Origin of the sequence: Neisseria sp. P0007.S010, assembly GCF_051962875.1 — a bacterium.
GTDB lineage: Bacteria > Pseudomonadota > Gammaproteobacteria > Burkholderiales > Neisseriaceae > Neisseria > Neisseria subflava_A.
Genome location: NZ_JBQCUX010000001.1, coordinates 68,702 through 88,386, shown reverse-complemented (window position 1 = coordinate 88,386; position 19,685 = coordinate 68,702). Strand labels below are relative to the sequence as shown.

Genomic DNA, 19,685 nt, shown 5'->3' with positions numbered 1-19,685 from the left:
GTGCCTGGAAAATGCTACAATATCCGCCTTATCGTACCATCGGAAAGAAGACATCATGTTTACAGGCATCGTACAAAGCATGGGCAAAATTACAGACATCGCCCAACCTTCGCCCGACTTTCGTACCCACACAGTCGAGCTGCCCCCCGAAATCGCCGACAATCTGCACACCGGCGCCTCTGTCGCCAACAACGGCTGCTGCCTGACCATTACCCGAATCGACGGCAACAAAGTCAGCTTTGATTTGATGGACGAAACCTTACGCAAAACCAATCTCGGCAGCTTGAAAGTCGGCGACAGTGTCAATTTGGAACGCGCGGCGCGGTTTGGCGATGAAATCGGCGGCCATGTGATGAGCGGCCATGTGATGGCGGTCACCCGAATTTCCCGTATCGACTCCAGCGAGTTCAACCGTACAGTTTGGTTTGAGCTGCCGGAAAACCTCAAACCCTACATCCTGACCAAAGGCTTTGTCGGTTTGGACGGTTGCAGCCTGACCATAGGCGAAGTCAGCGACAGCGAATTTTGCGTACACCTGATTCCGGAGACTTTGGAGCGTACCCTGTTTGGCAGCCGCAAAGAAGGCGATCTCATCAATATTGAAATCGATCCGCAAACCCAAGCCGTTGTCGATACCGTGATGCGTGTATTGGCACAAAAGGCCGTCTGAAAAAAGAAAGCCGAAATGAAATTATCCAATTTTTTGAAAAAAGCGAATTCCGTTTTAAACCGTCTGGATTTAATCCTGCCTGACGAAGCCGGTAAAACCGACTGGCGCGCTTTGGCCTACCGTTGGCACAGTGTGGGCAAAAAAGGTATTTTGGAAAGCCTGCCGCGGCCGCATACGTTTCCTTTGAGCAGATTGGCGGCAGTCGGTTCGCAAACCGACAGGCTGAAACGCAATACCGAGCAATTTTTGGCAGGTCGTCCGGCAAATAATGTCTTGATGACCGGCGCGCGCGGTACGGGGAAATCCTCCTTGGTTAAAGCGTTGTTGCACGAATACGCCGAGCGCGGTCTGCGTCTGATTGAGGTGGATAAAAGCGATTTGACCAGTCTGCCGGCTTTGTTGACGCTGTTGTCCGAGCGTCCCGAGAAATTTATCGTTTTCTGCGATGATTTGTCGTTTGAAACCGGCGATGAGACCTATAAAGCCTTGAAAACTGCTTTAGACGGCGGACTGTCGCAACGTTGCACCAATGTTTTGGTTTATGCCACATCCAACCGTCGTCATTTAATTCCCGAATACATGGATGAAAATGGCGGTACTACGGGCACTCGCGGTGAAATTCATCAGAAAGAGGCCGTCGAGGAGAAAATCTCCCTTTCCGACCGCTTCGGCTTATGGCTGAGTTTTTATCCTTTCGACCAAAACGATTATCTGACCGCTGTGGCCAACTGGTTGGAAGATTTCAATGTGCCTTTTGACGATACGGCACGCCAAGCCGCGTTGCAATGGGCGCAAATGCGCGGCAGCCGTTCGGGCCGCTCGGCATGGCAGTTTGCCTGCGACTGGGCAGGTCGGTTGCCGGAAGAAAGAGTGTTGGATTAAGGCGAAAAAAGCAAAGGCCGTCTGAATATGGTTTCAGACGGCCTTTTTGTATTTTTATTTATCCATCAGCGCAAGCATGAAGACAACCATTGCTGGCGTTGGCGCGGATTGAGCAGATGATAGAGGCGGTATTGGATTTCCATTTCATCCACCGCATAGTCCATGCTGGAGAGGTAGCGGTTTTCAACATAATCGCGGGCGGCGTTTGAGTCAAATGAGTCGCCGGAGAGGATTTTGATGATGGTTTGACGGCGGTTGCGGTCGGAGCGTACGGTTTTACGGTAGGCTTTATCGTTGATTTGTTTGAAGTCGGTACGCAGGCGGCGCAGGGCGGCGTGTTGGTCGGCGGATAAATTGAGCTGTCGGATGTCGCAATTCGGGTGGAAGTCGTCCAAAGTAGCCAGAAACGGACCGGCATGTGCAGGCAGACTGGAACAGAGTAGGGCGAGTGCTAAGAAAATAAAAGTCGGATAGCGGGAAAGTGCAACAGACACGGTGTTTTCCTAATGTTTCATCAGGTTTGGAAATATAACCGATAAGCGTGTGAAAGGCAGTATCAATGCAGTTAACTTTTGTTAATGATGTTAGATTTTTTTGCACATGTATGTAATCTAATAATTTATTTTCAAAGCCTTACTATGTGATTATAAGTTTCATTAATGTATATGAAATGTAAATTCATAAAAATGACGGCAGAGATGTTGTCGGCGGCATACAACATAGGGTTAAAAATGCGATAATGACAAAGGAACACACTTTAGGAGAATAAACATGACCGACTACCGTATTGCCCCCAGTATTTTGTCTGCCGATTTTGCCCGTTTGGGCGAAGAGGTTGCCGAAGTTATCCGCGCCGGTGCGGATTTGATTCATTTTGACGTAATGGACAATCATTACGTGCCGAATCTGACTTTCGGCCCTATGGTTTGCGCGGCTTTGAAACCGTATGCAACCGTGCCGGTCGATGTGCATTTGATGGTTGAGCCGGTGGATGATTTGATTCATGCGTTTGCCAAAGCCGGTGCCAATATCATTACTTTTCATCCGGAAGCCAGCCGCCATGTCGACCGCAGCTTGGGTTTGATTAAAGAATACGGCTGTCAGGCAGGTTTGGTATTGAATCCTGCTACGCCGGTCAATATTCTGGAAAACGTTTTGGACAAACTGGATATGGTTTTGCTGATGTCGGTCAACCCAGGCTTTGGCGGACAAAGCTTTATCCCGAATACGCTGGTAAAAATCCGCAAAGTGCGCGAGATGTTGGATGAGTATGAACGGCAAAGCGGCCGCCATATCGCATTGGAAGTCGATGGCGGCGTGAAAACAGACAATATTGCTGAAATTGCGGCGGCAGGTGCGGATACGTTTGTGGCCGGTTCGGCGATTTTTGGCAAACCGGATTACAAAGCCGTTATTGATGAAATGCGTCAACAGTTGGCGCAAGTCGGATAACTAAGCCGGGATATTCTTGGTTCCCAAACTTTGGAATCATCAATGTTTAATATTAAAGGCCGTCTGAAATGATTTTCAGACGGCCTTTTGTTTTAGCCTAAACCCTTACAGCGGCCATTTTAATGCAGGATTGCTTTCAATGACTGCTTTGAATTGGTTTTGAATACGTTCAATCGCTTCTTGCGTATCCGCTTCAAAACGCAATACCAAAATCGGCGTGGTATTGGAAGCACGCATCAGGCCGAAGCCGTCAGGGAATTCAACGCGCAAGCCGTCGATGGTGATGATTTCGGTCGCACCTTCAAACTTGGCATTGGCAGCCAGCTCTTCAATCACTTTGTGGCCGTTGCTACCTTCCGGCAGGTCGATGTTGAGTTCCGGAGTGGAAATGCTTTGCGGCAGCTTGTTCAATACTTCGGACGGATTGTCGAAGGCAGACAGAATTTCCAAGAGACGTGCACCGGCATACATGCCGTCGTCGAAGCCGAACCAGCGTTCTTTAAAGAAAACGTGGCCGCTCATTTCGCCGGCAACCAGTGCGCCGGTTTTTTTCATGGTGGATTTGATGAAGCTGTGGCCGGTTTTTTCCATCACAGGTTCGCCGTCGTGTTCTTTAATCCAAGGCGCGAGCAGACGGGTGGATTTGACGTCGAAAATTACTTTGGCTTTAGGATTGCGGCTCAACACGTCTTGCGCGAAAAGCATTAATTGGCGGTCTGGATAGATGATGTTGCCGTCTTTGGTGACCACGCCCAAGCGGTCGGCATCGCCGTCAAATGCCAAGCCGATTTCGGCATCGCTGTTTTTAAGCTCGACGATGAGATCTTGCAGGTTTTTCGGTTTGGACGGATCGGGGTGGTGATTAGGGAAGTTGCCGTCCACTTCGCAGAAAAGTTCGGTAACTTCATTGCCCAAACCTTTGTAGAGTTTGCCTGCAAATGCGCCGCCGACACCGTTGCCCGCGTCGATGGCGATTTTCATCGGGCGTTTGAGCTTGATGTGGCCGACGATGTTGTTGTGGTATTCGCCGGAGATGTCTTTTTCGGTTACGCTGCCTTGTTTGTCGGCAGCAACAAAACCGTCTTTTTCAACAATAGCTAAAAGTTCTTGAATGGCTTCGCCTGCGAGCGTGTCGCCGCCGAGCATCATTTTGAAACCGTTGTAATCGGGCGGATTGTGGCTGCCGGTAATCATTACGCCGCTGCCGCCGCATTCGTTGATGGCTGCGAAGTAGAGCATAGGGGTGGCAACCATGTCGACATTGAGGACGTCGATGCCGCTGTCTGTAAAACCGCGTTGAATCTGCGCCATCAGGCCGGGACCGCTCAAACGGCCGTCGCGACCGAGTGCGATGCGGGTAATGCCTTTTTCGGAGGCTTTGGTAGCAATAGCTTTACCGATTAAGTAGGCAGCTTCGTCGGTCAGGGTTTTGCCAACGATGCCTCGGATATCGTAGGCTTTGAAAATGTCGCGGGCGATATTTGCCATGTGGATTTCCTTTAAATTTAAGTGGAAATAATGGGGTTTATTCTAACACGGCTAAAAGGCCGTCTGAAAAAATCAGACGGCCTTTTGTCGTTACATCAAAGAACAGTGTTGTTTGGACGAATCAATTGTTGAAAGTGTTGCACTGGTTGATGTCGCCGCTTTCCAAACCGCGCTTGAGCCAAGTCATGCGTTCTTCGGACGAGCCATGGGTAAAGCTGTCGGGAACGACGTAGCCCTGAGCTTGTTTCTGCAAGCGGTCATCGCCGACGGATTCGGCGGCCAGCATCGCTTTTTGAATGTCTTCTGCTTTGAAGATATTGTTATTGACGGCGTAGTGTCCCCAAATACCGGCGAAGCAGTCGGCCTGCAATTCGAGTTTGACCGAGAGGGCATTGGCCTCTTTCTTGCCGACTTGCTGTTGCATTTTGTGGACTTTAGGCAGAATGCCGAGCAGGTTTTGAACGTGATGGCCGACTTCATGGGCAATAACGTAGGCAAACGCGGCATCGCTGGCCGATTCGAGCTTGGTGCGCATGTCTTCGTAGAAGCTCAAATCCAAATAAACTTTTTGGTCGCCCGGGCAGTAAAACGGACCCATGGCAGATTGTCCTGTACCGCAGGCAGTGGACGTACCGCCTTCATACAACACCATGGTTGTCGGCGTGTAGCGTTGGCCGTGTTGTTGGAAATATTTGCTCCATGCTTTTTCCGTATCGGCAAGGACGACGCGGGACAGTTCGTTCAATTCGGCTTCTTGTTGGCTGTCGAGTCGGGTAGCTTGCTGGGTAGGAATGCCCATCGAAGATGAGCCGCCAACCAAACCGCTCAAATCCACGCCGTAATATGCACCAACCAAAACCACGATAATGCCGAGTATGCCCGGCGTTTTGCCGCCACCGCCGCCGCCACGGCTTCCGCGGCGATCTTCGACGTTTTGGCTTTGTTCACGACCTTTCCAATCCATAATGTGTATCCTGTGTAGTTTTCATGCGGCGGATTATACTATGGAATGTCAAATGTGTTTGATCGAATTGTGAATATTGCTGGAGGCCGTCTGAAAATGCGACATCGGGAAAGTGAAAACGGCAGTATCTTTCAGACGGCCTTGGTGTTTGTTAGAATGAACAAACCTACTATTGGGAGATATAAGATGAAAGTCAGCAGTAAAGCTATTGTCAACGGCGAGTTTGAAGACAAATACGGCAAGCGCGGCAGCCAGTTCAGCCCGAGCGGTATGCCTTCTTATTCGATTCCTTTTGAGATTGAAGATGCGCCAGAAGGAACAAAATCGTTTGCCGTGGTGTTGGAAGACAAAGATGCCATTTCAGCATCCGGCTTCGTATGGACGCATTGGTTGATTTCGGATTTGAAACGCACTTCCGTGGCAGAAAATGAAAGTATTTCTGCAACAGATTTCACACAGGGCGCGAACACTTGGGCGAGCGCGTTGGGTAAATTTGAAATCGAAGAGGCTTCTTTTTACGGCGGTATGGCGCCACCGAACAACCGACATCGTTATGAACTGATTGTGTACGCGCTGGATACTGTTTTGGATTTGCCGCGCGGTTTCCGCTTTAATGAGCTGCATTTTGCCATGCAGGGCCATGTGTTGGATTCGGCATGCGTGGTCGGTACTTATGATGTGTGACGGTATGCGTCATTATTGAAAAACAGCCTGTCCGGTTTTAATTCGGACAGGCTGTTTTTATGGGAAATCAAATCAATTAAACCACTTCGGCTTTAGTGATGATGACTGGTTCGCTCGGTACGTCGTCGTGGTAGCCGTGACGTTTGGTAGAAACGCCTTCGATGGCATCGACAACGTCAAAACCGTCAACGACTTTACCGAATACGGCATAGCCCCAGTCTTGGACTACGGTTTTGCCGTACAGCTCTTTAGAACGGAAGTTCAGGAAAGCGTTGTCGGCAGTGTTGATGAAGAATTGCGCGCTGGCAGAATGAGGATCGGAAGTACGCGCCATGGCGATGGTGTATTTTTCGTTAGGCAAACCGTTGGACGCTTCGTTTTGAATCGGATCGCGGGTTTCTTTTTCGTTCATGTTTTCATCCATGCCGCCGCCTTGAATCATAAAGCCTTTGATGACGCGGTGGAAGATTACGCCGTCGTAGAAGCCGTCTTTAACGTATTGCTCGAAGTTTTTAGCTGTAACGGGGGCTTTGTCGAAATCGAGTTCGATTTTGATATCGCCTTTGTTGGTGTGCAGGATAATCATGGGTTTCCTTTCGTTAGAATCCGGTTTTGAATCATTCGTTAAATTGTGTCTGAACGACAAACTTCAAGGCCGTCTGAAAAATATTCTTTCAGACGGCCTGGGATATGGTTTTATGGGTTTATGGCATCAGGACGAAATAAGCCCACAGCGCAACCAATACGATACAGAGGACGTTCAGCAATAAGCCGACGTTCATCATTTCGCGTTGCTTAATCAAGCCTGTACCGAACACAATCGCGTTAGGCGGTGTGGCAACCGGCAGCATGAAGGCACAAGATGCGCCGACACCGATGACGAATACCAAGACTTGTTCCGGCAGACCCATTTGCGCGGCAATGCTGGCGAAAATAGGCACAAGCAGGGCGGCGGAAGCCGTGTTACTGGTGAACTCGGTCAGGAAGATGATGAAGGTGGCAACCACGAAAATCACCAGTAATGCAGGAGAATGGGAGAATGTGGAAGCAACTTGCTGACCCAATGCTTCAGATGCGCCGGAGGATTGCAGCAACGCGCTCAAGCTGATACCGCCACCGAAGAGCATCAATACACCCCAGTCGGTATTACGGGCAACTTCTTTCCATTGCGCCACGCCGAATACGACGACGGCAACGGCGGCAATCAGGGCGATAACGGTATCAGGGTTGGAAATACCGAATGCAGCTTTGATTTTGGAGCTGAATACCCAAGCAACGGCAGCGGCCAAGAAAATCAACAGCGCGATAACGCGGTGCAAAGTCCAAGGGATAGATTCGGCTTTGACTTCCACGCGCTCGTTCAAATTAGGCTTGAGGATGACGTACATGGAGAACAGCATCAGCGGCAGAATCAACAGCATCATCGGCAAGCCGAGCTTCATCCAGCCGACGAAGTCCAAGTTCAGCGCTTTGGCGGCAATCATGTTCGGAGGAGAACCGACCACGGTACCCAAGCCGCCGATACTGGCGCAGTAGGCGATACCGAGCAGGACGAAAACGTAGGTTTTACGTTCTTTTTCTTGATCGAGGTGGCTCATCATACCCATTGCCAAAGGCAGCATCATCGCGGCAGTCGCAGTATTACTGATCCACATAGACAGGAAGGCGGTAACGGCAAACAGCATCAACACGGCAACTTTCATATTGCCGCGGGACAGGCGCAACAGGCTGACGGCGATTTTACGGTCGAGACGCTGCATGTGCAGGGCGGTTGCAAGCGCAAAGCCGCCGAAGAAGATATAAATCGTCGGGTCGGAGAAACCTGCCATCGCTTTTTTGATGTCCATATCCGGGAAGCCGAGTACAACGGCAAGGATAGGGATCATCAGCGCGGTAACGGTAATGTGTACGGCTTCGGTAAACCAAAGTGCCGCAACAAAAAGCAACAGCGCGATACCTTTGTTGGCATCGGGGCTGTAGGGAAGGATGTAATAAATGCCGAAGCAGACAACAGCAGAGATAATGGTCGTCAGCAGTCCTTTAAAGTCGGTAATCGGCTTCTGCGCACTGAGAAGCTCGACGTTCTCAGGATGCTGAGTCTTATCCTTGGCGTTTAAGTCCATGATGTATTCCTCTGAAACATGATTGGTTTTTCTTTTCAGCCGTACGTTCAGACGGCCTAATAGGCGACAGTATATTTGTAATTTGATGTAGTGTAAACAAATTGTAAATTGTTTTTTAGAAATGAAATGAAAACCGGATAAGCAGCAAGAAAACTGCTTATCCGGCGGAATGAAGATCCATCGTGGGTTAATAAGAATCAGGACAAATCGGTAAAACTGCCAAAATTACGGCCGAGTCAGTAATACCATCCTGATTTATATGGATTTAAACATTTTGCGTCAGATTGTCTTGTTCCTTAAACAACAAACCGCAAACGGCCAGACCTGCCGCCGCCAGCAAGGCTCCGGCAATGCCGATATTGGAAAGACCGAACCAGACGGTCACATAATGTCCCAAAAGTGCACCGCCGCCGATACCGACGTTGTACAAACCTGAATAAATCGAGTTGGCCACATCTGTTGCATCTGAGGCAAATGCCAAGACTTTCGACACCATGCCCAAGCTGACAATGACGATGGCCACGCCCCAAATAAACACCAGCGCGTACACCGCATAAGGGAAAGAGGCAAACGGCAGAAGAAGCAGGGCAGAGAGCAGGATGACCGCCACCGCGCCAAGCATAAACAGGCGTTGCGATTTGGCAAACCATTTGCCAAACAAATAAGAAGCGGCAAAGCCTGCCAAACCGTACAGGCTCAAAACGATGGTAACTTGTTCTGCCTTAAATCCGCCAACTTGCAACACAAAAGGCTCGATATAGCTGTATGCCGTGAAGTGTGCCGTAATAATCAACACCGTCATGGCATAAAGCAACATCAGGTTGCGGCGTTTGAACAAACTCGGCAGGCTGCTTAAAGAGCCGGTATTTTGGCTGGGTAAAGCAGGCAGGTTTTTAGCCAACACCAGCATTACGCCGGCAGCACAGACCCCGATTAGCAGGAAGCTAAGCTGCCAGCCGAAGTATTGCCCGACCACGCGCCCCAGCGGAATACCCAAAACCATGGCCAAAACCGTACCCGTACTGAGCAGGCCCAAAGCCTGATTGGTTTTGCCGGTGGGCGCAAGCCGTACCGCCAAAGAAGCCGTAATCGACCAAAATACCGCGTGTGTCAGCGCAATCCCGATACGGCTGACCAAGAGGATGTTGAAGTTCCAAGAAAAGAACGACAGCGCGTGAAACAGCGCAAACAGTGCAAACAGCATCAGCAATAATTTGCGCCGTTCGATGTTTTTCGTCATCAGCATCAGCGGCAGCGATAGGAGCGCAACAATCCACGCATACACCGTAATCATCATGCCCACTTCCGTTGCAGGTTTGCCAAAGCTCTGACCGATGTCGCTCAAAAGCGCAATCGGAATATATTCGGTGGTATTGAAAATAAACGCCCCCACCGCCAGCGCGCATACGCTAACCCATTGTTTGAATGTTGAAGTCATTATTATGTCCGTTTGATGAAGCACAGGGCGTTATTGTACGCCTATCTGCAGTTTTCAGACGGCCTTAATAAAGAATTTGCAAGCTGTTTGCGTAAGGAGTAAAGTATTTGGCAACCATATTTGTGTGAATGAAAGGAAATACAAATGCAAACTGTTACCCTCAACATCGACGGCATGACCTGCGGCGGCTGCGTGAAAAGCGTAACCCGTCTTTTGGAAGGCGTAGAAGGCGTGGAAAAAGCAGAAGTCAGCTTGGAAAACAAAAATGCAGTGATTACTTTCGATGAAAGCAAGACGGATGCCGACGCGCTGATTGATGCCGTAGAAGACGGCGGCTACGATGTGGCTTTGTAACCGATAAGCGTATTTTTGAATAAAGGCCGTCTGAAACGCTTCAGACGGCCTTTGTCTCTTGATAACTTACTTTTTGCCATTATTTGGATTACACCGCCACACGGGTAAACAAAAGTTTTCGCGCATATCTGAAGCAAAGCGGCGGCAAGTGGCTGCCGTATTACGACGAGGCCTGTACCAAACCGTTAGCGGCCGACTAAGGCTACCTGAAACTTTTCAGGTAGCCTGTTTCTATTCTGCCCAAGCCGCCTAACGCTCCTCCAGCCCGGCCAAAATCGCACAATCCGGGCAGTCGTCTCCCGCGCAGGCATCGTGCCAACGTTGCAGCTCGGCCACCATGCCCTGCAAGCGTTCGATTTTGGCTTCCAGCTCGGCGATGTGCCGCGCGGTGAGCGTTTTCACTTCGCGGCTGGTGCGCTGCGGGTTGTGTTGCAGGCTCAAAAGCTGCCCGATCTGCGGCAGCGAAAAGCCCACTTCCCGCGCATGGCGGATAAAGCGCAGCCGGACAAGGTCGGCCTGTCCGTAGCGGCGGTAGCCCGCTTCGCTGCGCGCGGCCGGGGCGATTAGGCCGTGCTTTTCGTAGTCGCGGATTTGTTTGGCGGAAAGGCCGCTCTCGGCCGCGGCCTGGCTGATGTTCATCATGATGCTTGACCTTTACTTCGGGTAAAGCTTTATAGTGGCGGCACTTAGCGGGAAAGCAAGAGCAGACCCATCATTTCAGGTTACCTGAAAGCTTTGGCTGCAACGGGCTTTAAAACCTCAGCCTCATTCCAACAGAAAGGAAACCCTATGCAAACCATCACATTAAACATCGACGGCATGACCTGCGGCGGCTGCGTGAAAAGCGTAACCCGTCTTTTGGAAGGCGTAGAAGGCGTGGAAAAAGCAGAAGTCAGCTTGGAAAACAAAAATGCAGTGATTACTTTTGATGAAAGCAAGACAGATACCGACGCGCTGATTGATGCCGTAGAAGATGGCGGCTATGATGTGGCTTTGTAACCAATAAGCGTATTTTGAAAAGGACGTCTGAAACGCTTCAGACGGCCTTTGTCTCTTGATAACTTACTTTTTGCCATTATGTCGTTTTCGTTTGATAATATAGAAACGCAAAAAAACACGCGCCAAACAATCAATAGGAGGCTTTGCCATGCAACAAAAAGTCCGTTTCCAAATCGAAGGCATGACCTGTCAGGCCTGCGCTTCGCGTATTGAAAAAGTGTTGAACAAAAAAGATTTTGTCGAATCGGCAGGGGTGAACTTTGCCAGCGAGGAAGCGCAGGTTACGTTTGACGACAGCAAAACCTCCGCAGCCGACATTGCCAAAATTATCGAGAAAACCGGCTACGGCGCGAAGGAAAAAACGGAAGACGCGCTGCCGCAGCCCGAAGAAGCAGCGCATGTAAGCTGGAGGCTGTGGCTTTTGTTGGCCATCAATATTCCGTTCCTTATCGGCATGGCAGGGATGATGATCGGGCGGCACGATTGGATGATTCCGCCTGTATGGCAATTTGTGCTGGCAAGCGTGGTGCAGCTTTGGCTGGCGGTGCCGTTTTACAAAAGCGCGTGGGCAAGCATTAAGGGCGGGTTGGCGAACATGGACGTGCTGGTTACCATCGGCACGGTATCGATTTACCTGTATTCCGTTTATATGCTGTTTTTCAGCCCGCACGCGGCGCACGGCATGGCACACGTGTATTTTGAAGTAGGCGTGATGGTGATCGGTTTTGTGTCGCTGGGCAAATTTTTGGAACACCGCACCAAAAAATCCAGCCTGAACAGCTTGGGCTTGCTGCTCAAACTCACGCCGACCCAAGTCAACGTGCAACGCGATGGCGAATGGAAACAACTGCCCATCGACCAAGTGCAAATCGGCGACCTTATCCGCGCCAACCACGGCGAACGCATTGCCGCCGACGGCATCATCGAGAGCGGCAGCGGTTGGGCGGATGAGAGCCATCTTACCGGCGAATCCAACCCCGAAGAGAAAAAAGCGGGCGGCAAAGTGTTGGCGGGTGCGTTGATGACCGAAGGCAGCGTGGTGTACCGCGCCACGCAGCTCGGCAGCCAAACCCTGCTCGGCGACATGATGAACGCGCTGTCCGAAGCGCAGGGCAGCAAGGCACCGATTGCGCGCGTGGCGGATAAGGCGGCGGCGGTATTCGTGCCTGTCGTCGTGGGCATCGCGCTTCTGACTTTTATCGCCACTTGGCTGGTAAAAGGCGATTGGACGGTTGCGCTGATGCACGCCGTTGCCGTTTTGGTAATTGCTTGTCCGTGCGCACTCGGTTTAGCAACCCCTGCCGCGATTATGGTCGGCATGGGCAAAGCAGTGAAACACGGCATTTGGTTTAAAGACGCGGCGGCAATGGAAGAAGCCGCCCACGTCGATGCCGTCGTGCTGGACAAAACCGGCACGCTGACCGAAGGCAGGCCGCAGGTTGCCGCCGTTTATTGCGTTGCCGACGGCGGCTTTGACGAAGACGCTTTGTACCGCATCGCCGCCGCCGTTGAACAAAACGCCGCTCATCCGCTTGCCCGCGCCATCGTTTCCGCCGCCCAAGCGCGCGGCTTGGAGATTCCTGCCGCACAAAACGCGCAAACTGTTGTCGGCGCAGGCATTACCGCCGAAGTGGAAGGCGTGGGTTTGGTGAAAGCAGGCAAAGCCGAATTTGCCGAACTGACCTTGCCGAAGTTTTCAGACGGCGTTTGGGATATTGCAAGCATTGTTGCAGTCTCAGTCGATAACAAACCTATCGGCGCATTCGCACTTGCCGACGCATTGAAAGCCGATACCGCCGAAGCCATAGGCCGTCTGAAAAAACACGGCATCAACGTTTACATCATGAGCGGCGACAACCAAGGAACGGTTGAATATGTCGCCAAACAACTGGGCATCGCACACGCCTTCGGTAATATGAGTCCGCGCGATAAAGCTGCCGAAGTGCAGAAACTCAAAGCCACCGGCAAAACCGTGGCGATGGTCGGCGATGGTATCAACGACGCCCCCGCGCTCGCCGCCGCCAACGTCAGCTTCGCCATGAAAGGTGGTGCGGACGTTGCCGAACACACCGCATCCGCCACGCTGATGCAGCATTCGGTCAACCAGCTCGCCGATGCCCTGTTGGTATCGCAGGCGACTTTGAAAAACATCAAGCAAAACCTGTTTTTCGCCTTCTTCTACAATATCTTGGGCATTCCACTCGCTGCGCTTGGCTTTTTAAACCCCGTCATCGCAGGCGCGGCAATGGCGGCAAGCTCGGTTTCCGTGTTGAGCAATGCCTTGCGCCTGAAACGGGTGAATATTGAATGATAATATAAAGGCCGTCTGAAGACTGTTTTATCAGACGGCCTTTAATCCATATTTTCTGATTTCGAGACTCAAGCGGGAGTATGTTGTATGGGCATGATGTTGTTTACCAATATTGTATTGATTGTTTTATGTATTTTTACCATGTTACTGGTGTGGTCGCGCAACTGGAAACGCAAGCAGGCGTATTTTGAGAAAATCAAAAGCAATCCGGAAAACCTCAAATGGGTTGGGCAAAATCTGACTGGTCAGGAATGGAAGGATTTGAAAGTCGTGAGTGACCATTTTGGCCTGCCCATGTTGCAAGCCAAGCAATTAATTGATTTTTATAAAAACAGTCAGCGTTAATTTATGATTTAACAATAAAACTTGACTGAAGTTAAGGCCGTCTAAAATAGCACTCTTATAATAATATAAGTGATATTTCAGACGGCCGTGCTGTTTGTTCAAATAAAGGGAGGAGAACAAAAATGACCGTTTACTTAATCGGCGACTCCGTGCGGCTTGCTTCGGAGCCTTACACACGTGCCGCTTTGCCTGATGCGGATATTGTTACTCCATCGGAAAACTGCCGTTCGTCACATGATGTGTTAGAGCATATCGGGCAATGGACAGAGGGCGCGACTGTGGTAGACATTATCCACATCAACTGCGGTTTACACGATATCCGCTACAATCAAGGCTGTAATGAGCCGGTGGCCGATATAGAAACCTACCGCAGCAACCTGATTCAAATTTTTGATTATCTGAAACAGACTGGGGCAAAAATTATTTGGGCAAGCAGTACGCCGTTTTTGGAAAGCGTACACAATATCGTCAAACCCTCGCGCCGCTATCTGGCTGATTTGAAGGCCTATAACCGTGTGGCGGAGGATTTGGCAAGGCAATATGGTTTTACCGTCAACGATTTATACGGTTTGATGTTTGAGCAGGATTTGACCGATGTGATGCTGTGCGACGGGCTTCATTTCAATGAGTTCGGCAGTAAGATAATAGGCAAGGCAGTAGCCGAAGCGATATTGAAACAGATGGATTAACCTAATTTAACTCGTTTTGTCATGTTTTGGCTTTCAGACGGCCTTTAAAGTTGAAACGAAGCCCCCGATATAAGGTAATGTAGCACTCATCCTATCAACATTTAATCCAGGAGTATGACCATGAGCGGCGAATTAGATAAAATCAGCGGTAAAGTAAAAGAAGTGGCTGGCGATGTATCCGGCAATGCTAAACTTGAAGCTGAGGGCTTGGTTCAACAAGGCGTTGGCAAAGTAAAAGAAGTGGTCGGCGATATTGAAGAAAAAGCAGGTGATGTTTTGCAAAAAGGCAAAGAAGAAGCCGAGCATTTGGTTGATGAAGCCAAAGAAAAAGCTGAAGGCTTGATTAATGATATTAAAAGCAAATTTTAATATTTAAAGAATAAAAGGCCGTCTGAAAGATTTTTCAGACGGCCTTTGTTTATGGTTTTAAAGTTTAGGCAAACTGTTTGCCAAATTCGATAAATTCGTCTTTTTTGGCTTTGGCTTTGCCGGAGTCGATGGCTTCTTGAGCAGCTTTGACGCCATCTGCCAGCGAAGTAACCGCATTTCCTGCATAGAGAGCGGCGGCGGCATTGAGGACGACGATATCGCGTGCGGCACCGGCTTTGCCGTCCAGCACTTCGTTCATTTTTTGCAGGGATTCTTGCGCATTTTCGACTTTGATTTCGTCTAAATTGCGGCGGACTTCCATGCCGAAATCGGCCGGGCTGATGTCGTATTCGGTAATTTTTCCGTCTTTCAGTTCGGCAACGCGGGTTTTGCCGGTCAGCGTGATTTCATCCAAACCGCCTTCGCCGCACACAACCAAAACATGTTTGGAACCAAGTTGTTGCAATACGCGGGAAAGAATGCCGCACAAGTCGATGTGGAACACGCCCAAGAGTTGGTTTGCCGCGCCGGCCGGATTGGTCAGTGGGCCCAAGATATTGAAGATGCTGCGGAAGCCGAGCGAACGGCGGACGGGAGCAACATAGCGCATGGCGCTGTGATGGTTGGGCGCGAACATAAAGCCGATGCCGGTTTGCTGAATACTTTGGGCAACCTGTTCGGGGTTGAGATTGAGGTTGGCGCCCATTTGTTCCATAACATCGGCAGCGCCGCTGGATGAAGAAACGGAGCGGCCGCCGTGTTTGGCGACTTTCGCGCCTGCCGCAGCCGCGACAAACATGGAAGTCGTGGAAATATTGAAGGTTTTGGCACCGTCGCCACCTGTGCCGACAATATCGACCAAGTCATCGGCGTTTTCCAGCGGCACTTTAGTGGCAAATTCACGCATCACGCTGGCTGCGGCGGTAATCTCGGAAACGGTTTCAACTTTAATCCGCAGGCCGGTCAGGATGGCGGCGATTTGCTCGGGAGGAACTTGGCCGCTCATGATTTGGCGCATGAGATCGGTCATTTCATCGTAGAAAAGTTCGTTGTTGCTGATGAGGCGTTCAATCGCTTGTTGAGGGGTAATCATGATTTTTCCTTTGTTCGTGTCCGATGTGATTCAGGCCGTCTGAAAATGCGGTTTGAACACAGTCAAACGCCTTTCAGACGGCCTTTCATTAAGATTTTTGCGGTCGATAGTCTTTGAATTCTTCCAAGAAGTTTTTCAGCATATCGTGGCCGTGTTCGGTCAGCAGGGCTTCGGGGTGGAACTGTACGCCTTCGATGGCATATTCTTTGTGGCGTACGCCCATGATTTCGCCGTCTTCCGTCCATGCGGTAATTTCGAGGCAGTTGGGCAGGGTGGCGCGGTCGATGGCCAGGCTGTGGTAGCGCGTGCAGTTGACCGGATTGGGCAGGTCTTTAAACATGCCTGTGCCGTGATGGAAAACGGGGGAGACTTTGCCATGCATCATCGTTTGCGCGCGCACGACATTGCCGCCGAACGCTTCGCCCATGGTTTGATGACCGAGGCACACGCCCATGACGGGCAGCCTGCCGGCAAAGTGCTGCATGGCCGCAACAGAAATGCCTGCTTCTTTAGGGGAACAAGGGCCGGGGCCGATGACCAGATATTGAGGTTTCAGGGCTTCGATTTCTTCGATGGTGATTTCATCGTTGCAGCGAACCAAAACTTCCTGCCCCAATTCGGCAAAGTATTGGACGATGTTGTAGGTGAAGCTGTCGTAATTATCAATGAATAAAAGCATTTGCAAACCTTTAATGACATTTTGGCAGTCAGGGTAAGGCCTGCCAAAAGTGTAAAAATCGTTTATGTTTGCATAATATCACAATCTTTACCTAAAGGCCGTCTGAAACGGCGGATAAGACAAAACAGCTAAAAAATGCTATGCTTTACGCTTTGAACCTAATCTGTTTGAAGTGATGAAAAAGTATCTTATCCCGACTGCCGCCGTTGTTGTCGCCGCTGCGCTCGGCACGCCTTATTATCTTGGTGTCAAAGCGGAAGAAAGCCTGACCGAGCAACAAAAGCTGTTGCAGGAATCCGGCTTCCTGACCGTTGAGTCCCACCAATACGATCGCGGCTGGTTCAGTTCAACCGAGACGACCGTCATCCGCCTCAAACCGACCTTGCTTCAAAATACGCAAAAATACCTGCCGGACAATTTGAAAACCGTCCTGCAAGAGCCGATTACGGTCATTAACCATGTGACACACGGCCCGTTTGCCGGCGGCTTCGGTACGCGTGCGCACGTGGAAACCGAGTTCCAATACCATCCGGAAACCAAAAAAGTTTTGGACCGCTTCTTCGGCCAGCAAACGCCGTTGACCATGACTAATACGGTTTACCTTTCCGGTGACGGCAAACTCAGCCTCAATATCCCCGCCTTCGACTATGAAGAGCTTTCCGGTATCAAACTTAACTGGAAAGGCTTTGGCGGCAATACCGATTACAGCCAAGGCTTCAAAAGCTATCGCCACGATTACCTTGCGCCGTCTTTACAAGTCAAATTGGCCGACAAAGGCGATGTGTCTTTGGAAAACCTGCGCTTCCAATCCGAAACGGAAGACGGCCTGACCAAGCTTTCTTTGGGCAAGAGTAGCATTACGCTGGATAAATTCCTGCTGCAATGGAAAGAAAACATAGATTACAACGTTAAGTTGAACGAATTGGTCAACCTTGTGACCAACCTGCAAATCGGTGCATTCATCAATCCGACCGGCACGATTGCTCCGTCTAAAATCGAAGTCAGCAAACTGCGTTTCGATACGCAGACCGGCGAAGTCGATAAATTCATCAACAGCGAAGGCCGTTTCCAATTTGAAAGCCTGACCTATGGCGAAGACAAATACGGCCCTCTGGATATCAATGTCGCTGCCGAGCATTTGGATGCTGCATCACTTCTGGCATTGAAAAACAAAATTGCCGAAGTGTCTGTGAAGAAAATGAGCGAAGAAGAAATTCAGGCTTCCTTGATTCAGACGGCCAAAAACGAGGCTTCGGGCCTGTTTACCAACAATCCGGTTTTAAACGTCAAAACTTTCAAATTTACCATGCCTAATGGTGATGTCGATGTCAGCGGCAAGCTTGCCTTTAAAGGTTTGACGGCCAAAGACCTCAACAGCTTGGGCGATATGCTGAAAAAAACCGAAGCCGACTTCAACATGAGCGTACCGCAAAAATTGTTGGAACAACTCGCCGTTAACCAAGCAAGCAGCCTGTTTAGCGTCAATGCCGAAGATGAAGCCGCAGGTCGTGCCAGCATCGACGATATCAACGAGACCTTGCGCCTGATGGTAGACAGCACCATCAAAAGTATGGCAAGAGAAAAATATTTGACCTTAGAAGACGATAATGTCAAAACCCATCTGACTCTGCAAAACAGCGAGTTGAAATTAAACGGAAAAGTTCTTCAAAGCGACCCGGAACCCGAGTTCGACGAATCAGACTTTCCCAATAACTAATCCTCAATCACACAAACAGCGGTTTTAACTTCTCTGAAGTTAAAACCGCAAATCAACCCACAATCAAAAAGGAAACCCATGTTCCGTACCATGCTCGGCGGCAAAATCCACCGTGCCACCGTTACCGAAGCCGACCTCAACTACGTCGGCAGCATTACCGTTGACCAAGACCTGCTGGATGCGGCAGGTATTTGCGTTAACGAAAAAGTCGCCATCGTCAATAATAACAACGGCGAACGTCTTGAAACTTATACTATCCCCGGCGAACGCGGCAGCGGCGTCGTTTGCCTCAATGGCGCGGCCGCGCGTTTGGTTCAAAAAGGCGATATCGTGATTATCATGTCTTACGTTATGTTGTCCGAACCTGAAATTGCAGCGCATGAGCCGAAAGTCGTCCTCGTCGATGAGAACAATAAAATCCGCGACGTGATTTCTTATGAGCCGCCGCACACCGTGTTGTAATATTCAAACAAAGGCCGTCTGAAACGTTTCAGACGGCCTGTTTCCCAAATTCAACTTATCTGAAAGGCTTTGCCGTGAATATCCAAATCAACAACATCACCGTCAGCAACGATGCGCCCTTTACCCTTTTCGGCGGCATCAATGTCCTTGAAGACCTCGACTCTACGCTGAAAGCCTGTGAGCAATACGTTAAAGTAACCGATAAACTCGGTATCCCGTATGTATTCAAAGCCTCTTTCGACAAGGCAAACCGCTCTTCCATCCACTCTTTCCGCGGTGTGGGTTTGGACGAAGGCATGAAGATTTTTCAAGCGGTAAAACGTGAGTTTAACGTTCCCGTGATTACCGACGTTCATGAGCCTTACCAATGCCAACAGGTTGCCGAAGTCTGCGATGTTATTCAGCTGCCTGCCTTCTTGGCACGCCAAACCGATTTGGTGGTGGCAATGGCGAAAACCGGCAATGTCATCAACATCAAAAAGCCGCAATTCCTCAGCCCGTCTCAAATGAAAAACATCGTCGAGAAATTCCAAGAAGCAGGTAATGAGCAAATCATTTTGTGCGAACGCGGCGCAAACTTCGGCTACGACAACTTGGTGGTCGATATGCTCGGCTTTGGCGTGATGAAAAAAACGTGTAACAACCTGCCCGTTATTTTTGACGTAACCCATTCCCTGCAAACGCGCGAATCCGGCGCTGCTGCATCAGGCGGCCGTCGCGCCCAAGTATTGGACTTGGCGCTTGCCGGTATGGCAACCCGATTGGCCGGTTTGTTCCTTGAATCCCATGCCAATCCCGACCAAGCCAAATGCGATGGCCCAAGCGCATTACCGCTTGCCCAATTGGAAGATTTCCTGACCCGTGTTAAAGCAATCGATGAAACCGTGAAATCGTTTGCGCCTATGGATATTCGCTAAGGGCAAATAAGTTAAAAGGCCGTCTGAAAGCATTTTCAGACGGCCTTTT

General features: G+C 50.1%; 22 protein-coding genes. 13 read left to right on the top strand and 9 right to left on the bottom strand.

The window, feature by feature from the left end; translation table 11 throughout:
• Positions 1 to 55: 55 nt before the first annotated feature.
• The gene (locus tag ACTHR7_RS00450) at positions 56 to 670 is read left to right on the top strand and encodes a riboflavin synthase subunit alpha (RefSeq protein ID WP_293207006.1); all 615 of its coding nucleotides are present in this window, start codon (positions 56 to 58) and stop codon (positions 668 to 670) included.
• Positions 671 to 685: 15 nt separating this feature from the next.
• Positions 686 to 1,552 (top strand): ATP-binding protein, encoded by an 867-nt coding sequence (locus tag ACTHR7_RS00445; RefSeq protein WP_440370130.1) that lies wholly within the window; start codon positions 686 to 688, stop codon positions 1,550 to 1,552.
• Between the two features lie 65 nt (positions 1,553 to 1,617).
• Here ACTHR7_RS00445 and ACTHR7_RS00440 read toward each other — a convergent pair whose 3' ends face one another.
• A complete protein-coding gene (locus ACTHR7_RS00440) occupies positions 1,618 to 2,046 on the bottom strand; it encodes a Spy/CpxP family protein refolding chaperone (protein ID WP_049336552.1) in 429 nt (142 codons plus the stop codon).
• A gap of 277 nt (positions 2,047 to 2,323) precedes the next feature.
• Between ACTHR7_RS00440 and rpe the strand changes: the two genes are divergently transcribed.
• Positions 2,324 to 3,004 carry a ribulose-phosphate 3-epimerase gene (gene rpe / locus ACTHR7_RS00435; RefSeq protein WP_003678905.1) on the top strand — a complete coding sequence of 227 codons (681 nt, stop codon included), beginning with the start codon at positions 2,324 to 2,326 and terminating at the stop codon, positions 3,002 to 3,004.
• 105 nt (positions 3,005 to 3,109) lie between these two features.
• Here rpe and ACTHR7_RS00430 read toward each other — a convergent pair whose 3' ends face one another.
• Complete coding sequence (locus ACTHR7_RS00430; RefSeq protein ID WP_440370129.1) at positions 3,110 to 4,492, bottom strand: phosphomannomutase/phosphoglucomutase; 1,383 nt, start codon at positions 4,490 to 4,492, stop codon at positions 3,110 to 3,112.
• A 121-nt stretch (positions 4,493 to 4,613) separates the two neighbouring features.
• Positions 4,614 to 5,456: a KPN_02809 family neutral zinc metallopeptidase gene (ypfJ, locus tag ACTHR7_RS00425; RefSeq protein WP_250589825.1), complete on the bottom strand. Its 843-nt coding sequence runs from the start codon at positions 5,454 to 5,456 to the stop codon at positions 4,614 to 4,616.
• A gap of 186 nt (positions 5,457 to 5,642) precedes the next feature.
• On the opposite strand from ypfJ, the gene ACTHR7_RS00420 reads away from it, so the two are divergent.
• A complete protein-coding gene (locus tag ACTHR7_RS00420) occupies positions 5,643 to 6,140 on the top strand; it encodes a YbhB/YbcL family Raf kinase inhibitor-like protein (protein WP_002232090.1) in 498 nt (165 codons plus the stop codon).
• Positions 6,141 to 6,216: 76 nt separating this feature from the next.
• Here the strand turns inward: ACTHR7_RS00420 and ACTHR7_RS00415 are convergent, their stop codons facing one another.
• From ACTHR7_RS00415 to ACTHR7_RS00405, 3 genes are all read right to left on the bottom strand, one after another.
• Positions 6,217 to 6,726 (bottom strand): peptidylprolyl isomerase, encoded by a 510-nt coding sequence (locus tag ACTHR7_RS00415; RefSeq protein WP_004519830.1) that lies wholly within the window; start codon positions 6,724 to 6,726, stop codon positions 6,217 to 6,219.
• Between the two features lie 118 nt (positions 6,727 to 6,844).
• Positions 6,845 to 8,263, bottom strand: a complete 1,419-nt coding sequence (locus tag ACTHR7_RS00410) for an SLC13 family permease (RefSeq protein WP_440370128.1) — start codon at positions 8,261 to 8,263, stop codon at positions 6,845 to 6,847.
• A 265-nt stretch (positions 8,264 to 8,528) separates the two neighbouring features.
• Positions 8,529 to 9,701: a sugar transporter gene (locus ACTHR7_RS00405; RefSeq protein WP_070460890.1), complete on the bottom strand. Its 1,173-nt coding sequence runs from the start codon at positions 9,699 to 9,701 to the stop codon at positions 8,529 to 8,531.
• A gap of 144 nt (positions 9,702 to 9,845) precedes the next feature.
• Between ACTHR7_RS00405 and ACTHR7_RS00400 the strand changes: the two genes are divergently transcribed.
• Positions 9,846 to 10,055, top strand: coding sequence for a heavy-metal-associated domain-containing protein (locus tag ACTHR7_RS00400; RefSeq protein WP_049344680.1), 210 nt, complete (start codon positions 9,846 to 9,848; stop codon positions 10,053 to 10,055).
• Positions 10,056 to 10,304: 249 nt separating this feature from the next.
• Here ACTHR7_RS00400 and cueR read toward each other — a convergent pair whose 3' ends face one another.
• Entirely contained in the window at positions 10,305 to 10,697 is a 393-nt protein-coding gene (gene cueR, locus ACTHR7_RS00395; RefSeq protein WP_049336562.1) for a Cu(I)-responsive transcriptional regulator, read from the bottom strand.
• 147 nt (positions 10,698 to 10,844) lie between these two features.
• Between cueR and ACTHR7_RS00390 the strand changes: the two genes are divergently transcribed.
• From ACTHR7_RS00390 to ACTHR7_RS00370, 5 genes are all read left to right on the top strand, one after another.
• Entirely contained in the window at positions 10,845 to 11,054 is a 210-nt protein-coding gene (locus ACTHR7_RS00390) for a heavy-metal-associated domain-containing protein (protein ID WP_070646862.1), read from the top strand.
• Positions 11,055 to 11,202: 148 nt separating this feature from the next.
• Complete coding sequence (locus ACTHR7_RS00385; protein WP_440370127.1) at positions 11,203 to 13,365, top strand: heavy metal translocating P-type ATPase; 2,163 nt, start codon at positions 11,203 to 11,205, stop codon at positions 13,363 to 13,365.
• Positions 13,366 to 13,452: 87 nt separating this feature from the next.
• On the top strand, positions 13,453 to 13,710 hold the full coding sequence (locus tag ACTHR7_RS00380) for a hypothetical protein (RefSeq protein ID WP_070646864.1): 258 nt from the start codon (positions 13,453 to 13,455) through the stop codon (positions 13,708 to 13,710).
• Positions 13,711 to 13,832: 122 nt separating this feature from the next.
• Positions 13,833 to 14,399: an SGNH/GDSL hydrolase family protein gene (locus ACTHR7_RS00375; protein ID WP_070646865.1), complete on the top strand. Its 567-nt coding sequence runs from the start codon at positions 13,833 to 13,835 to the stop codon at positions 14,397 to 14,399.
• 120 nt (positions 14,400 to 14,519) lie between these two features.
• Positions 14,520 to 14,768 carry a CsbD family protein gene (locus tag ACTHR7_RS00370; protein WP_070646866.1) on the top strand — a complete coding sequence of 83 codons (249 nt, stop codon included), beginning with the start codon at positions 14,520 to 14,522 and terminating at the stop codon, positions 14,766 to 14,768.
• 64 nt (positions 14,769 to 14,832) lie between these two features.
• Here the strand turns inward: ACTHR7_RS00370 and trpD are convergent, their stop codons facing one another.
• Together trpD and ACTHR7_RS00360 are read right to left on the bottom strand one after the other, a co-directional pair.
• A complete protein-coding gene (gene trpD, locus ACTHR7_RS00365; RefSeq protein WP_070646867.1) occupies positions 14,833 to 15,861 on the bottom strand; it encodes an anthranilate phosphoribosyltransferase in 1,029 nt (342 codons plus the stop codon).
• Between the two features lie 88 nt (positions 15,862 to 15,949).
• Positions 15,950 to 16,540 (bottom strand): aminodeoxychorismate/anthranilate synthase component II, encoded by a 591-nt coding sequence (locus ACTHR7_RS00360; protein ID WP_377072972.1) that lies wholly within the window; start codon positions 16,538 to 16,540, stop codon positions 15,950 to 15,952.
• Positions 16,541 to 16,715: 175 nt separating this feature from the next.
• On the opposite strand from ACTHR7_RS00360, the gene ACTHR7_RS00355 reads away from it, so the two are divergent.
• From ACTHR7_RS00355 to kdsA, 3 genes are all read left to right on the top strand, one after another.
• Positions 16,716 to 18,257: a YdgA family protein gene (locus tag ACTHR7_RS00355; protein ID WP_440370126.1), complete on the top strand. Its 1,542-nt coding sequence runs from the start codon at positions 16,716 to 16,718 to the stop codon at positions 18,255 to 18,257.
• A gap of 78 nt (positions 18,258 to 18,335) precedes the next feature.
• Positions 18,336 to 18,719 (top strand): aspartate 1-decarboxylase, encoded by a 384-nt coding sequence (gene panD, locus ACTHR7_RS00350; protein WP_003678944.1) that lies wholly within the window; start codon positions 18,336 to 18,338, stop codon positions 18,717 to 18,719.
• A gap of 74 nt (positions 18,720 to 18,793) precedes the next feature.
• Entirely contained in the window at positions 18,794 to 19,636 is an 843-nt protein-coding gene (gene kdsA, locus ACTHR7_RS00345; RefSeq protein ID WP_440370125.1) for a 3-deoxy-8-phosphooctulonate synthase, read from the top strand.
• Positions 19,637 to 19,685 lie beyond the last annotated feature (49 nt).

Excerpts from the sequence above, each read along its gene's own strand:
- ACTHR7_RS00450 (WP_293207006.1), top strand. The coding sequence starts at position 56 with ATGTTTACAGGCATCGTACAAAGCATGGGCAAAATTACAGACATCGCC.
- ACTHR7_RS00445 (WP_440370130.1), top strand. The coding sequence starts at position 686 with ATGAAATTATCCAATTTTTTGAAAAAAGCGAATTCCGTTTTAAACCGT.
- rpe (WP_003678905.1), top strand. The coding sequence starts at position 2,324 with ATGACCGACTACCGTATTGCCCCCAGTATTTTGTCTGCCGATTTTGCC.
- ACTHR7_RS00430 (WP_440370129.1), bottom strand. The coding sequence starts at position 4,492 with ATGGCAAATATCGCCCGCGACATTTTCAAAGCCTACGATATCCGAGGC.
- ypfJ (WP_250589825.1), bottom strand. The coding sequence starts at position 5,456 with ATGGATTGGAAAGGTCGTGAACAAAGCCAAAACGTCGAAGATCGCCGC.
- ACTHR7_RS00420 (WP_002232090.1), top strand. The coding sequence starts at position 5,643 with ATGAAAGTCAGCAGTAAAGCTATTGTCAACGGCGAGTTTGAAGACAAA.
- ACTHR7_RS00415 (WP_004519830.1), bottom strand. The coding sequence starts at position 6,726 with ATGATTATCCTGCACACCAACAAAGGCGATATCAAAATCGAACTCGAT.
- ACTHR7_RS00410 (WP_440370128.1), bottom strand. The coding sequence starts at position 8,263 with ATGGACTTAAACGCCAAGGATAAGACTCAGCATCCTGAGAACGTCGAG.
- ACTHR7_RS00405 (WP_070460890.1), bottom strand. The coding sequence starts at position 9,701 with ATGACTTCAACATTCAAACAATGGGTTAGCGTATGCGCGCTGGCGGTG.
- ACTHR7_RS00400 (WP_049344680.1), top strand. The coding sequence starts at position 9,846 with ATGCAAACTGTTACCCTCAACATCGACGGCATGACCTGCGGCGGCTGC.
- cueR (WP_049336562.1), bottom strand. The coding sequence starts at position 10,697 with ATGATGAACATCAGCCAGGCCGCGGCCGAGAGCGGCCTTTCCGCCAAA.
- ACTHR7_RS00390 (WP_070646862.1), top strand. The coding sequence starts at position 10,845 with ATGCAAACCATCACATTAAACATCGACGGCATGACCTGCGGCGGCTGC.
- ACTHR7_RS00385 (WP_440370127.1), top strand. The coding sequence starts at position 11,203 with ATGCAACAAAAAGTCCGTTTCCAAATCGAAGGCATGACCTGTCAGGCC.
- ACTHR7_RS00380 (WP_070646864.1), top strand. The coding sequence starts at position 13,453 with ATGGGCATGATGTTGTTTACCAATATTGTATTGATTGTTTTATGTATT.
- ACTHR7_RS00375 (WP_070646865.1), top strand. The coding sequence starts at position 13,833 with ATGACCGTTTACTTAATCGGCGACTCCGTGCGGCTTGCTTCGGAGCCT.
- ACTHR7_RS00370 (WP_070646866.1), top strand. The coding sequence starts at position 14,520 with ATGAGCGGCGAATTAGATAAAATCAGCGGTAAAGTAAAAGAAGTGGCT.
- trpD (WP_070646867.1), bottom strand. The coding sequence starts at position 15,861 with ATGATTACCCCTCAACAAGCGATTGAACGCCTCATCAGCAACAACGAA.
- ACTHR7_RS00360 (WP_377072972.1), bottom strand. The coding sequence starts at position 16,540 with ATGCTTTTATTCATTGATAATTACGACAGCTTCACCTACAACATCGTC.
- ACTHR7_RS00355 (WP_440370126.1), top strand. The coding sequence starts at position 16,716 with ATGAAAAAGTATCTTATCCCGACTGCCGCCGTTGTTGTCGCCGCTGCG.
- panD (WP_003678944.1), top strand. The coding sequence starts at position 18,336 with ATGTTCCGTACCATGCTCGGCGGCAAAATCCACCGTGCCACCGTTACC.